Raw genomic sequence first — 14026 nt, forward strand, 5'->3', positions numbered from 1 at the left:
GAGATCCCCCTGATGAAGCTTCGCCGCCTGATCGGCGCCACTCTCGTGCTCGGTCTGCTCGGGCCGGCCCAGCTGGCCGACGCACACCGTGACGGCCCGACGGTCACGCGTACCTATCCGGCGAGCGATGCCGTGATCGCCAACCAGGAGCGCGGTTTCTACCACCACACCGAGACCCATTACCGCGCCGACGGCTCCGGCTACGTCCCCCTCAACCTGGAGACCTTGCGCGGCTTCAGAACGCAAGAGAGCGTTACCCAGATTCTCCGGGTGTTCTACCTGGAGAAGTTCGCGAGCATCGACAAGCTCGATCCGGCCTACCTCGCTCTCGTCCGCGCCGACTTCCGTACCGCCCGCGCGGCCGGAGTGAAGGTGCTCGTCCGGTTCGCGTACGCGCAGCCGCCCGGCTGGCCGCCGACCATCCCGTACGGCGATGCGCCGGTGCAGCGTGTGCTCAAGCACATCCAGCAACTCACCCCGATCCTGCGCGAGAACGCCGACGTGATCGCGCTGGTCCAATCCGGCTTCGTCGGCCTGTGGGGCGAGGGGTACTACACCGATCACTTCGCCGACCCGGCCGATCCGAGCAAGGTTTCCGACCAGAACTGGGCCGACCGCCGGGCCGTGGTGATGGCGCTGCTGAGAGCGCTTCCCCGCGATCTCATGGTCCAGGTGCGCACGCCGTACATGAAGCAGCGCATGCTCGGACTGCCGACGGGAACGGAGGGAGCGCTCTCCGAGGATCAGGCGTACGACGGATCACCGGCCGCCCGGATCGGTCATCACAACGACTGCTTCCTGGCCAGCCCCGACGACTTCGGCACCTATCTCAGCGATCCGATCGAACTCGACAAGGACTTTGTTGCCCAGGACACCAAATACGTCCCCGAAGGCGGCGAGACCTGCGCGGTGAACTCGCCGCGCTCCGACTGGGATTCGGCCGCGGCCGAGATGGCACGCCTGCACTTCTCGTACCTGAACACCGACTATCACCCGGACGTGCTCGGCAGCTGGGGCTCGAACATCACCACAGCCAAGCAGAAACTCGGCTACCGGCTGTCCCTGGTCCGCGGCGACTTCACCGCCAAGACGCGCCCCGGCGGCGCCGTACAGGTCGGTCTGGACATCCGCAACGACGGCTGGGCAGCGCCGTACCACCGCCGTCAGGTCCAGCTGATCTTCCAGGGCGACAAGCACACCTACCGAGTCGACCTGCCCGCCGACCCGCGCCGCTGGGCCGCCGGTACGACGACCACTCTCAAGGCGACCATCCGAGCACCGATCGCACCCGGCCGCTACCGGCTGCTGCTCAACCTCGCCGACCCCTCACCCCGGCTGCAGACGCCCACCTACAACCCGATCTACGCGGTCCAGCTCGCGAACATTGGTACCTGGCAGCCAGCAACCGGCTACAACGAGCTAGGCCAGGACGTGATCGTCTCTAGATGAGACCTCTCCCAGCTCCAGGATGCTCGTTGTTCAGCTTGCGTTTGCCGAATGTCAGCCGTGCTCGGGGGAGGATCAGGGCGTTCCGCCTACAGCGTCCAAGGAGCACCATGTCCGTCGATCGTCGTTCCGTCCTGCGTGGCGCCGCTGCCGGCGCCGCCGGTGTCGGTTTCGCCACCGTTGGTTCCATGCCGACCCTGGCCGAGGCCACACCGGCCTCGCACGGCCAGCACTCGCCGTTCCCGCAGCACAAGCCGTTCCCGCCCCTGCTGGACGACCCGGAGAGTGTGCTCGCACTGCCCCCGGGATTCAAGTACCGGATCGTCACCAAGGCCGGTGAGACCAAGCTCAAGTCCGGTCAGCCGACCCCGAACGCGCACGACGGCACCGCCGTGTTCACTGGCGGCCGGCACGACGCGTACCGGCTGATCCAGAACCACGAGATCAGCGGCAACAGCGCCCTCGGCGTACCGCAGCTCGAGGGCACCGTGTACGACGCGGGTGTCGGCGCAGCCGGTGGCTGCACCGTCATCTCGGTCGACCGCACCGGCAAGAACCTCGGCGAGTGGGTCGCCATCTCCGGCACGCTCACGAACTGCGCCGGCGGCCACACGCCGTGGGGCACCTGGATGACGTGCGAGGAGACCGAGAACAAGGCCAACGGCACCACCCGGCTGAAGGACCACGGGTACGTGTTCGAGGTCTGGGGCGACGGCGAGACCGCGCACCCGGTCCCGCTGAAGGCTCTCGGCCGCTACGCGCACGAGGCGCTGGCGATCGACGAGGACCGCGAGCACATCTACCTGTCCGAGGACGCCTCCGGCCCGAACGGTACGTTCTACCGCTGGTCCGCCCCGAAGGGGTACCGGCTGAGCTCGCGCAGCTGGAAGGACCTGCAGGACAAGGACTTCGGCACTCTCGAGGCGCTGGCCATCCTGGGTGACGACGGCAAGCCGATCCCGGACGTCGCCTACCTCACCTCGGCCCAGCTGCTGCGTCCGTTCCGGGTCGCGTGGGTCAAGGTCCCGGACCGCGACGGCACCACCACCTCGGTGCGCAAGCAGTTCACCGACGGCCAGATCACCCGCGGCAAGAAGTTCGAGGGTGTCTACGGCACCAAGCACGGCGTGTACGTCGTGAACTCCTACGCCCAGTCCGGTACGACGGACGTCCCGGTCGACGGTGTCCCGCACGACGGCATGGTCTGGTTCTACAACTACGCGAACAAGACCATCCAGCTGGTCACGTACTTCCCGGAGAGCACGGCCGCGGACAAGGGCGCCGACGCCAAGTACCAGGACTACAACTTCGACGGTCCGGACAACGTGACGGTGACCCCGTGGGGTTCGCTGATCCTCGCCGAGGACGGCCAGGCCGCCAGCCACGTGCTGAGCGCCGTACCGGGTGGGCCGACCTACGCGATCGCCCGGAACCAGCTGAACGACTCGGAGTTCACCGGGCCGGCCTTCTCGGCCGACGGCAAGGTGCTCTTCGTGAACATCCAGGACCCGGGCATCACGCTGGCCATCACCGGCCCGTGGCGCGACTACCTGGGCTGATCGCCGTACCAGCTGGGTCGCGCGCTTGTTACGGCGTGACCCAGCCGGTCAGGATCGTCGGGCCGTCGTCGGGGATGCAGACCAGCCGGTACGGCACCTTCGGCAACGGCTTGAGCACGAAGAAGCCGAGCTCGTCGATCCGCGCCGTGGCCAGTACGCCGGAATCCGTGCGCGCGGTGATCTCGCCGGGCGCGGCCGGATCGAGCTGGCCGAGCAACCCTTCCGGAGTGAGCTCGATCTCGATCGTCCAGCCGTCGGAGGCGAACGTCAGCGCCCGCAGCGTCGCGCTCTCGGCCGAGCGGACCGGCGCTGCCTCGACCGTGTCCCACGCCGAATCGTAGGTGAGCGCGGCCAGCTCGGCGTCGATGGTCCGCCAGGCGAAGGCCGCCTTGCCGGCCTCGACGAATGCTCGCGGCACGTCCGCTTCGGTCAGCGCGTCGCGCAGGGCCTCGAGCAGCTGGCCGTCGTCGTTCCAATCGGTCTCCGTCATCCCACTCACCTCCCCATTCCTGTTGTCGAGCCGCCGCGGTCGTCGGCCAGCCCGGCCAGGGCCGGGGTCCGGCGGAGCCGCTCCAGGCATCGGGCCCGGTTCGGGCCGATACTTCCGACCGGCATCGCCAGCTGCCGGCTGATCTCGTCGTACGGCGTCGGCGGGTCCTTCGTGATCATTGCCAAGAGCAACTGACAGCGCTGGGACAGCTGCCCGAACGCGGTCCGGACGATGGTGCGCCGTTCGTGCCGGAGCACCTCCTCCTCGGCCACGGCGGGCTCGACCGCGTCCCGCTGTTCGGCCGGGTCCACCGGGTCGACCCGGCTGGACGCCCGCAGCAGGCGGAAACACTCCCGCTGCGTGGTGGTCGCGATCCAGCCGGGCAGTGCGGCGGGCTCCCGGAGACTCGGCAGGTGTTCGATCAGGCGCAACCAGACGCCCTGGCCGACATCGTCGATATCCGCGGGCGTGAGCCGGTACCGGCGTCCGATTCCCCAGATCAACGGTGCATACCTCTCAACCAGTTCGTCCCAGGCACCTTTGTCGCCATCCACCGCCCTGGTCACCAGAGCGACGACGACAGGATCGTCCCGCATGCCCTTTCTCCTTCCCCCCGATATCGTTACGGAGCGACCTGAGTCGCGGATTGATACAACAACCAGTTACGCGCCGAGTGCGACGAATGACCGCCCGGCCGCATCCGCCACCGGGTCCGCCCCCGCCGTACTGCGAGCTAGTGCGAAGGCCTCCGCAAGTGAACGACCCGCCTGCAGATGATCGTGCACAGCGGTCATCAAGGGAACCGTTGCGGGATCATTGACCGGTACGACGCTCGCGAGGATGCCCGCCGCGCCGAGTGGCACCAGGCTGCTGCTCAGCCCGAGCAGCTCGTCGGCGCCGACCGGTTTGGCCAGTCCGGAGTCGCAGCTCGACAGCACCAGCCGGTACGGCGCGCGTCGCAGCCGCTCGAAGTCGTACACGGTCAGCGGCCCGTCGTCGAGCCGCAAGGACGAGAACAGCGGACTGTCCGCCCGGAACGTGCCGTGCGCCGCGATGTGTGCGATCCACGCGCCGTCCAACTCATGCAGCACCCGCTCGGCCGTCGCATCGCCGTCCCGGAGGACGACGGCCTTCGGGTACAGCTCGGTCAGTCGGTTGATTTCCGCCCGCCCAGCAGTCAGACCCGGTCCGAGCACCAGCACAACCCGCCGATCCGCCGGCGGCCGCAAGCGCTGCGCCCGCAACCACATCGCCGCCGATGCCACGACATTCACCGGTCTGTCGGCCAAGGCCGGCACCATCGCCCACGGCACCGCCTGCAAGCTCGCCGGCGGAACCATCACCACCGCCCGCTCCCCCAGCACGTCCTGCACCGGGCCGAGAATCGCATCCCCGAGCCGCTTGCCCAGCACCTCCAACGAAGGTCCGGACTTCGACCGCCCGTGCGCCAACCACCGCAGTCGGAACCGGGACCGCTCGACCTCGACCGCAGCCGTCGCCATTGGGCCCACCTCGTACCGCACGAGCTCGCCATCAGCGGCGACCACCGCGTGCAGCGTCCCGCCGATATCGATCAGCTCGACCAGCGCCGTACCGCCGAGCTCATCCTGCAACTCGGTGAGGTCGAGCGCACCCTCGGACTGGCCGGAATTGTTGCCTTGGGCCCTTAATACCCGGTCGCGGACGGCCGCTTCCAACCGGCGACGGTCGCGTTCGAGCGACGGCGGGCGAATGGGCTCCGGCGTGGACTCGAGGCGCTGTACGACGTCGCGCAGCTGGGCGAGGTCGCTGATCAGCTGCTCGTCACCGGGCGGGCGGACCGGTGGAACCGTCAGCGCAGTCGCACGCCAGCGCTCGGCCCAGGTGAGCAGACCGCGGGCGTCGTCGCGGCCGAGCGCCTCGCGGAGCGCGAGCTCGGCCAGCTCGGCGCCGTGCCCGGTCGTGCGGGCCCGCAACTCGGTCGCGCCCATCATCAGCCGGTACTCGTCCAGCGCGTCGAGACCGCGCCCGCAGGCGGTCAGCATCCGCCGTACCTCGCCTCGTGCCTCGGCACGCAGCGCACGGCCGAGCCAGGCGGCACTCCGAACTGGCGGCGGGACTTCCTTCGACAACCGGCCGGCCAGCTCGAGCTGCCGATCCGCGGTCCGTTGGCGTCCCTCGGACAACGCGAGGCGACCGGCCAGCAGATGCGCCGCGGACGCCTCCGCCGTACTGAGCTCGTCGAGCCGGCCTGCGGTCCGGACCACCTGACGCAGCAGACGCGGCCCACGCTCACCTGCCCGGTACTGCGCTTCCAGCCGCAGCATCGACGCCCGCACCGACCACCAGGAACGCCGTTGCGCGGAGAACAACCGACGCGCCTGCTCGGCCCGCTCCTGCGCGGTTGCCGGATCACCGACCGCCAGCGCAGCCGTCGCGGCGGTGAACAGCACCTCGGCACGTTTGGCCGCGGGGACGCCGCCAGGCTCCATCCGGCCGATCGCCTCGTCCGCCTCGGTGAGCGCCTCGGCGGTCAGCCCGGCAGCCATCAGCACCGCGCACCGATCGATCGCCAGATCCGGCCAGACGACACCGACCCCCGCGAACCCCTCCGCGGCCTCCCCCAGGAACTGCAAGGCGGCGGGCAAATCACCACGCGCGAACGCCGCCATCCCACGGTTCTGCCGAGTTTCGGCGTACTCGAACTCCTGCCCGGCAGCGGCGTACAACCGACCGGCCTCATCGAAGTCCGCATCGGCCTGCCGGGTCCCGCCGAGAGCGAGCTGGATGAAACCACGGTAGTTCCGCGAGCGCGCCTCCCACACCTGATCACCGGAGCGCCGCAGCCGGGTGATCGCCAGCCGCAGATCCTCCAGCGCTTCGCGATGCCGCCCGAGCACGAGCAGTACGTCGGCCCGCCGCAGGAACACCCGCCCGGCCAGTGCACCCCGACTTAATTCAACCGCCCGATCCAGCCGGGCCAAACCTTCCCGGCTCCGGCCCGCCCGGCCGAGGGTCGCGCCGAGCGTTGCCAGTACGTCGGCCTCCCGCTCGGGCAGACCCGACTCCTCGGCGAGCCGAAGCGCCTTGCGGAGCTCACGAATCGCCGCATCCACCTCGCCCAGCTGCCGCAACCCGATGCCACCGGCCTGGTGCGCGATCGACGCCGTCTCGGCGTCGGGCTGTCCGGCCAGCAGCTCCTGCGCGGCCTCGATCGCGTCGTGCGGACGCGACAACGCCAGCGGCAGCAGATCTTCGGGTGCAACCGTCATGCGAATCTCCCCCAAGTTCCCCGGCAGGGTGGAATGATATCGATTCGGACTCGACCATTTCAGTGATTCGAGGGGGGCGCCATTCCATGACCGAAGAAAGAAAGAATCCGCTCGGCGAAGAGCGGAAGTACATCGCGCAGATCAATCTGATCCTCAAGGGGTTCGGCAAGGAAGTCGAGGTCTACCCGGCCAAGTGGCAGGAGACCGGAGCCGACTACCTGTACCGCGCGGGCGTCGTGCTGGTCCGCGACGAGGACGTGGAGCGCGTGATCCGGCTCTTCGAGGGCGGGACCACGGGCGAAGGCGGGATCGCCGGCGTCACCCGGCTGATCCTGCCGTCCCGGGTGCCGCCGGGCGCGCCGGAGGATCGTTCGCCCACCCAGCGCTTCCTGAAGTACGCCGACCTGCGACTCGGGCGTGGCGTCGTCACCCCGGAGCACCTGTTCTACGTCGTACCGAGCGTCAGCCCGTGCCCGGCCACCGAGCCCGAAGAGGTGGATCCGAAGACTCTGCCGAGCCCGTTCATCGACGACAAGACGACCACGGGCAAGGGCGTCAAGGTCGTCGTACTGGATGTCGGCTGGTCCGACGCACCCGCGGCGGATTGGCTGGACGGTGTCACCGGTGAGCCGGAGGACGCGTTCGACTCGGCTGGGCTGATCAAGCCGTACGCCGGGCACGGCACGTTTATTGCCGGGGTCCTGCGCTCGATGGCCCGCGAGACCGAGGTCGTCGTACAGAGCTACTTCACCACCGCCGGTGCGATCTGGGAGTTCGATCTCGCCGCAGCCCTCGACGAGGTGCTCGACCTAGCGCCGGACATCATCAGCCTGTCGGCCGGGACCCGGACGAGGTTCGACCTGCCGCCGCTCGGCCTCGACGTGTTCATCGAGACCCGGCTGAATCGCGTCAACGGTCTCGTCCTGGTCGCGGCCGCCGGCAACGAGTCGACCCGCGACTTCTTCTGGCCGGCCGCCTTCCCGGAGACCGTTGGCGTCGGCGCCCTCGCGGAGACCGGCACCGAGCGGGCCTGGTTCAGCAACTTCGGCGGCTGGGTCGACGTCTACGCGCCCGGTGAGAACCTGATCAACGCGTTCCTGACCGGCGAGTACCACTGCACCGAGCCGCCGCACACGGGCGAGGTGCGCAAGTTCGACGGCATGGCACGCTGGAGCGGTACGTCGTTCGCCACGCCGCTGGTGGCCGGCCTGATCGCCGGGCGGATGTCGCGCACCGGCGAGAACGCGCTCCAGGCCGCCGACGGCCTGCTCGCCTTCGCCCTCGGCCAGGTGGTCCCCGGCGTCGGCCCGGTGCTCAAGCCCGGCGACGCACACAACAGCACTCCGTAAACGGGCAAGCCGGCCCCGGCCAGCTCAGTCAGGTGAGTTGGCCGAGGCCGGCGACCGGTGCACGCACTGACGCGGTGCGGAGAAGTTTTCGGCCTGACCACCGAAACTCCTCGCGCACCGCGTCAGCCCCTCCCCCCACGGAGACCCTTGAACTGCCTTCCCCCCAGAAGCAGTTCAACGGCGTTCCATAAGTGCGGAGTCAGGGCACCGGACCGGTGATACAGCGAGTTTCAAACTTTTTCAGCGGGCCTGCGGGTTCTCGCACAGGAACGGCGCCCGCGGCCCACCCGAGTGGTACTCGTACCGCTTGCCGTCGGCCTCGAGGATGATCCGCATCCCGTTGACCAGCGCCTGCGTGTACCGCATCCCCGGCTCCGGGCACCCGAGACTCCCGTCCGACCAGGTGACTTCCTCGGCCGAGACCACCTTCACCGCGGCCGCCTGGATCCCCTGCCGCTTCGCCAGATCGGCCGTCGCCTGCTCCACCGCCGTACCGCCCGGTGTCCCGGTCGGCGCCGCTCCACCAGGTGTCGGTGCCGAACTGCTGCTGTCGGACGGACTCACCCCAGGACCTCCAGATTCATTGCCACAAGCAACCAAAGCCAGCATCATGACGGCACCCGCCGCCAGCGCCGTACCGGATCGTCGAATCATGATCATCACCTCCCACCCTAGACGCACCCGGAAGCCCGTTCGTTGCAGGAAGTGGCAAATTCACCGAGGGTCCTTCCGCAACGGCCCCGTCGTCACTTAGCGTCAATAACAGTTGCCGTGAACAACTACTGGACGGGGAAACTCGTGATGAGCAAGGCAAGTGTGCGGGGACTGCTGGTGCTGGCACTGACCGGAGCGACGCTGTCGATGGGCAGTCACGCGGCCGCACAGCCGGATCCGCCGTCGGCGGACGACTGCCCCAGCCGCTTCCAGGCCGCCTTCGCCAATTCGTCGTACGCCGGCGGTGCCAGCGGCCCGGGTAAGCCCGGTGGCCCGGCCGGGACCGGAGCGGCGCGGAAGGTGAACGAGATCCGCGGCATCGGCTGTTACGGCCGGACCGGAGCCACGACCGGCCGGATCACGCTGAAGTGGAGCACCCCGGGCAAGTTGTACACGGGGATCATGTACTACCAACTCCTGGACTGCAGCACCCGCAAGTACCCCGTGACCCAGAGCCTGCAGTACCCGAACGGCAGCAAGCAGAACTACGGCTCAGGCTCCGCGAACGTCACCCTGACCAAGGGGCACAAGTACCAGCTGCGCATCACCGGCAACGGGTCGTTCGCCCGCTCGGTCGACGGTGCCGGGTCGATCGGGTACTTCCGCACCATCAAGGTGGGCGACACCCCCGCCTGGATGGACTTCAGCTCCAGCTGCATGTAGTCATCCGGCGTCGGGGTAGGTGACGGCGCGCAGGACTTTGGCCGGTGCGCCGGTCGCGATCGAGTACGGCGGGATGTCGTGCGTGACGACGCTGTTGGCGCCGATCACGCACCTCTCGCCGATCGTCACGCCACTGGTCACGACCACATTCGCCCCGAGCCACACGTTGTCGCCGATCCGGGTCGGCCCCTTGGAGTCGAATCCCTGCCAGGGCACCGGGCGATCCGGATCGTCGAACCGATGGTTGGAGTCCGTCACGAAACACCCGTTGGCGAGCATGCAGTGCGCCCCGATCTCCACCAGCTCGAGCGCCGCAACCATCACCCCGATATTCAGGAACGTCCCCCCGCCGATCCGCACCCGCGCCTGGTCGCCGACCGTGATCCACACATTGGGCTCGAACAGCGCATGCTCCCCCACCTCGAGCCGCCCGTCCCGCAGCGCCTCCAGCACATTCCCCTGTAACGGCCACCGCGCGAACGCCCCGCGCCGCATCAGCTCCCAGTGAATCCGCCCCCGATTCCAAGGCAGCGAGTTGCGCTCGTACCACCGCCACTTCTGCGCCCACAACTTCGCCTGCCCGGCAAGACCGTCCATCCGCCGCATGCTACTGACTGCTGGTTCCTGGTTGCTGGCGATCAGCGGAAGTCGCGGGATGGCGTGCGGGTGGCCAGGGGGAGGCGTTCGAGGGTTTCGGCGGAGAGGTTGGTGACTTCGCCGGCGCGTTCGACCCGGCCGCGGATGATCAGGGCGCTGGCGGTGCGGGCTACGGCGGCATGGCGGTGCCAGCAGCCTTTGGTGATGACGATGTTGGCCATGCCGGTCTCGTCTTCCAGGTTCATGAAGGTGACGCCGGAGGCGGTGGCGGGGCGCTGGCGGTGGGTGACGACGCCGGCGACACGGACGCGGGTGCCGTCGGGGACCTCGCGGAGTTGAGCGGCCGAGAGGATGCCGTCGGCGCGGAGCTGGTCGCGGACGCGCTGCATCGGGTGGCTGGTGGCGGTGATCGAGGTGGACCACAGGTCGGCCATGTCGGTCTCGATGTCGCTCATCCCGGGCAGGGTCGGTGGTGGACCGGCGGTGGAGACACCGGCGAGTCTGTCCGGGCGTTCCTCGGCGGCCCGGCCGGCCTCCCACAACGCCTGCCGCCGATCGAGACCGAAGCAGTCGAACACCCCGGCAGTGGCGAGCGCCTCGACCTGTGCGGCTGTGATCCCAGTCCGCCGTACCAGGTCGGCCATGTCGCAGTAGTCGCCACCGCGCTCGCGCTCCTCGACGATCAGCGTCGCACCCTTCTCCCCCACCGTCCGGACCTCCGACAACCCGAGCCGTACGGCGAAGGCGCCGTCACGCCGGTGCACTGTCGAATCGAACGGCTTCGAGCCGTCGAACGGCCCGACCGGTGGTTGCGGATCCTTCAGGCAGCTCGGCGAACCGGTCGGCCCGGTCAGCTCCTGGCCGTCGACCAGCAACTCCAGCTCGGCGTTGATCCCCGAGCGGAGCAGATCAGGACGCCGCACCTCGACACCGTGCCGGCGGGCGTCGGCGACCAGGGACTGCGGGGAGTAGAAGCCCATCGGCTGGGCCCGCAACAGCGCAGCCAGGAACGCGGCCGGGTAGTGCAACCGCAGCCAGGTACTCGAGTAGACCAGCAGGGCGAAACTGATCGAGTGCGACTCGGCGAAACCGAAGTTCGCGAAGGCTTCGATCTTGGCGTAGATCTCGTCGGCCAGGTCGCCGGTGATCCCGTTGCGCTCCATCCCGGCGTACAGCTTGACCTTCAGGGACGAGATCTTCTCGACCCCGCGTTTGGAGCCCATCGCGCGGCGCAGCAGGTCGGCCTCGTCGCCGTCGATCTCGCCGACCGCCATCGCCATCTGCATCAGCTGCTCCTGGAACAGCGGCACCCCCATGGTGCGCTCCAGCACCGGCTGCAGCTTCGGGTGCAGGTAGCTGATCGGCTCCTCGCCGGTCCGGCGGCGGATGTACGGATGGACGGCGCCGCCCTGGATCGGGCCGGGGCGGATCAGCGCGATCTCGGTGACCAGGTCGTAGAACCTGCGTGGTTTCAGCCGGGGCAGCGTCGCCATCTGCGCTCGCGACTCGACCTGGAACACCCCCACCGAGTCGGCCCGGCACAACTGGTCGTAGACCCCGGCCTCCTCCTTCGGGATCGTGTGCAGCAGCCAGGACTCCCCCAGCTGCTCGCGCACCATGTCCAGGCAGTACTGCAGTGCCGCCAGCATGCCGAGACCGAGCAGGTCGAACTTCACCAGCCCCATCCACGCGCAGTCGTCCTTGTCCCACTGCAGAACCGTGCGTTTCTCCTTGCGGGCATGCTCGATCGGTACCACCTCCCCGACCGGCCGCTCAGTCAGCACCATCCCACCGGAGTGGATCCCCAGGTGCCGGGGGAACTTCAGCAACGCCGTCGCCATCGTCACCACCCGCGGCGGGATGTCGTGCTCGGTCGAGGTGATCTCGGGACTCCAGCCGTCCACCTGCTTCGACCACGCGTCCTGCTGACCGACCGAATACCCCAGTGCCTTGGCAACATCCCGTACGGCGGACTTCGGCCGGTACGAGATGACATTCGCCACCTGGGCGGCGTTCTGCCGGCCGTACTTGTCATAGACGTACTGGATCACCTCCTCGCGCCGGTCGGAGTCGAAGTCGACGTCGATATCGGGCTCCTCGGCCCGGGTCGAGGCGAGGAACCGCTCGAACGGCAGGTCGTAGAGGATGCTGTCCACCGCGGTGATCCCGAGCGCGTAGCAGACCGCCGAGTTCGCCGCCGAGCCCCGGCCCTGGCAGAGGATGCCGTTGCTGTGGGCGAAGCTGACGATGTCGTGCACGATCAGGAAGTAGCCCGGGAAGCCCTTCGCCTTGATCACGGCCAGCTCGCGTTTCAGCCGCTCGTAGGCATCCGGGCGCTGCTCGGGTGTCCCGTACCGCCGGGCGGCGCCTTCGAGAGTGACGTGCTCCAGCCAACTGTCCGGGTCGTGCCCATCCGGTACGTCGCGCAACGGCAACTTCGGTTTCGCCCGGCCCAGGTCGAACGCGAGCTGGTCGGCCAGGGCCACCGACCGCGCGACAGCGCCGTCGTACCGGCGGAAGCGATAGGCCATCTCTTCGCCGGTGCGCAGGAACGCCATCCCGCTGGGTGGCAGCCAGCCGTCCATCGCATCCAGGTCGCGCCGAGCTCGGACTGCGGCCAGCGCAGCAGCCAGCTTGTGCTGTGCCGGGATCGCGTAGTGAACGTTGTTGGTGGCAACGACCGGAAGACCACGCCCGGCCGCCAGCTCGGCCAGGATCTGGTTCCGCGTGCTGTCCTCCGGCAAATGATGGTCAGTCAACTCGACCACCACCCGATCCTTGCCGAACAAACCCGTCAGCCGATCCAGCTCCCGCCCAGCCGCCTCCCGCCCACCTTGCGCCAGCCCTTGCCGCACCAGCCCCTTACGGCAGCCGGTCAGAATCACCCAGTGGTCCTTGCCCTTGGCGGCGAGCCGCTCCAGGTCGTAGACCGGCTTCCCCTTCTCGCCACCCTTCAACTGCCCATGGGTGATCTCGCCCGCCAGCCGGTGATACCCCTCCTGCCCCTCGGCAAGCACCAGCAGATGACTCCCCTCCGGATCCGCCACCCCGTTCTGCGGTCCGGTCAGCCCCAGCGACAGCTCGGCCCCGAACACCGTCGGCAACGAGTACGCCGCCGCAGCCTCGGCGAACCGGGCCGCCCCGTAGAACCCGTCATGATCCGTCAGCGCCAGCGCATGCAACCCCTGCCGAACCGCGGTCTCGACCAGCGCCTCCGGCTGCGAGGCCCCGTCCAGGAACGAGTAGTTCGAGTGCACATGCAGCTCCGCATAAGCCACCGAAGACTCGCCCCGCTGAACCTTCGACGGCACATAAGGCCCCCGATGCTGCGACCACGCCGGACTGTCCCCACCATCCGCCGTCACCGGCCGCCCGCCGTGGCTCCCGGGCCGCGACCGGTCCGAGAGCCTGCGCTCCAGCTCCGACCACTTGATCGGCGGATTGTTGTACCCCATGCAGATATTAGAACATATGTTCGGAGGCGGTTACCTCGCCCCGTTAGGATCGGTTATCACCGCCATCCTCCCCCACCGATCACTCAGGAGTGCAGATGCCACTGACCACCGAGGACCGGCTGGCCATCCATGAACTGGTTTCGCTGCACGGGCATCTCGCGGACGACCGACGTACCGACCAACTCGGACTACTCCTGACACCCGACGCGTCGTACGACGTGACTGCCTATGGCCTCGGGATCGTCCGGGGGCTGCCGGCACTCGTCGAACTCTTCAGCTCGGCCCCCGGCGACCAGCCGGCCGGGCACCACGTCACCAACGTGATCGTCACGGCCGACCCCGATCTCGATGACCGCGCCCGGGTGCGTTCGAAGGGATTGTCGGTGATGGCGGACGGCCGCGCGGGCACGGTCGTCTACGAGGACGAGGTGGTCCGGACGACGAACGGATGGCGAATCAGCGCCCGCGTGGTCGTGCCGTCCCTTTCGTAGCCGTGAACAAC

At 68.6% G+C, this 14026-nt stretch carries 11 protein-coding genes; 5 read left to right on the top strand and 6 right to left on the bottom strand.

What is annotated here, in order from left to right:
• The first annotated feature begins 12 nt into the window (after positions 1 to 12).
• Positions 13 to 1449: a DUF4832 domain-containing protein gene (locus tag ABD231_RS05255; RefSeq protein WP_344145802.1), complete on the top strand. Its 1437-nt coding sequence runs from the start codon at positions 13 to 15 to the stop codon at positions 1447 to 1449.
• A gap of 107 nt (positions 1450 to 1556) precedes the next feature.
• The gene (locus ABD231_RS05260) at positions 1557 to 3005 is read left to right on the top strand and encodes an alkaline phosphatase PhoX (protein WP_344145805.1); all 1449 of its coding nucleotides are present in this window, start codon (positions 1557 to 1559) and stop codon (positions 3003 to 3005) included.
• Between the two features lie 28 nt (positions 3006 to 3033).
• Here ABD231_RS05260 and ABD231_RS05265 read toward each other — a convergent pair whose 3' ends face one another.
• The 3 genes from ABD231_RS05265 to ABD231_RS05275 form a co-directional block, all read right to left on the bottom strand.
• Positions 3034 to 3495, bottom strand: a complete 462-nt coding sequence (locus ABD231_RS05265) for a hypothetical protein (protein WP_344145808.1) — start codon at positions 3493 to 3495, stop codon at positions 3034 to 3036.
• A 5-nt stretch (positions 3496 to 3500) separates the two neighbouring features.
• Entirely contained in the window at positions 3501 to 4091 is a 591-nt protein-coding gene (locus ABD231_RS05270; RefSeq protein WP_344145811.1) for an RNA polymerase sigma factor, read from the bottom strand.
• 66 nt (positions 4092 to 4157) lie between these two features.
• Positions 4158 to 6746 (bottom strand): CHAT domain-containing protein, encoded by a 2589-nt coding sequence (locus ABD231_RS05275; RefSeq protein ID WP_344145814.1) that lies wholly within the window; start codon positions 6744 to 6746, stop codon positions 4158 to 4160.
• Positions 6747 to 6832: 86 nt separating this feature from the next.
• Between ABD231_RS05275 and ABD231_RS05280 the strand changes: the two genes are divergently transcribed.
• A complete protein-coding gene (locus tag ABD231_RS05280) occupies positions 6833 to 8095 on the top strand; it encodes a S8 family peptidase (protein WP_344145817.1) in 1263 nt (420 codons plus the stop codon).
• A gap of 240 nt (positions 8096 to 8335) precedes the next feature.
• On the opposite strand, the gene ABD231_RS05285 is transcribed toward ABD231_RS05280, so the two are convergent.
• Positions 8336 to 8749, bottom strand: coding sequence for a hypothetical protein (locus ABD231_RS05285; RefSeq protein ID WP_344145820.1), 414 nt, complete (start codon positions 8747 to 8749; stop codon positions 8336 to 8338).
• Between the two features lie 147 nt (positions 8750 to 8896).
• On the opposite strand from ABD231_RS05285, the gene ABD231_RS05290 reads away from it, so the two are divergent.
• Positions 8897 to 9472 (top strand): hypothetical protein, encoded by a 576-nt coding sequence (locus ABD231_RS05290; protein WP_344145823.1) that lies wholly within the window; start codon positions 8897 to 8899, stop codon positions 9470 to 9472.
• Here ABD231_RS05290 and ABD231_RS05295 read toward each other — a convergent pair whose 3' ends face one another.
• Together ABD231_RS05295 and ABD231_RS05300 are read right to left on the bottom strand one after the other, a co-directional pair.
• Positions 9473 to 10069: an acyltransferase gene (locus tag ABD231_RS05295; RefSeq protein WP_344145826.1), complete on the bottom strand. Its 597-nt coding sequence runs from the start codon at positions 10067 to 10069 to the stop codon at positions 9473 to 9475. It lies immediately after the preceding gene.
• A gap of 41 nt (positions 10070 to 10110) precedes the next feature.
• The gene (locus tag ABD231_RS05300) at positions 10111 to 13524 is read right to left on the bottom strand and encodes an error-prone DNA polymerase (protein WP_344145829.1); all 3414 of its coding nucleotides are present in this window, start codon (positions 13522 to 13524) and stop codon (positions 10111 to 10113) included.
• Between the two features lie 95 nt (positions 13525 to 13619).
• On the opposite strand from ABD231_RS05300, the gene ABD231_RS05305 reads away from it, so the two are divergent.
• Complete coding sequence (locus tag ABD231_RS05305; RefSeq protein ID WP_344145832.1) at positions 13620 to 14015, top strand: nuclear transport factor 2 family protein; 396 nt, start codon at positions 13620 to 13622, stop codon at positions 14013 to 14015.
• Positions 14016 to 14026: the final 11 nt, after the last annotated feature.

Source organism: Kribbella yunnanensis, assembly GCF_039529655.1.
In the GTDB taxonomy this organism is placed as follows: Bacteria; Actinomycetota; Actinomycetes; order Propionibacteriales; family Kribbellaceae; genus Kribbella; species Kribbella yunnanensis.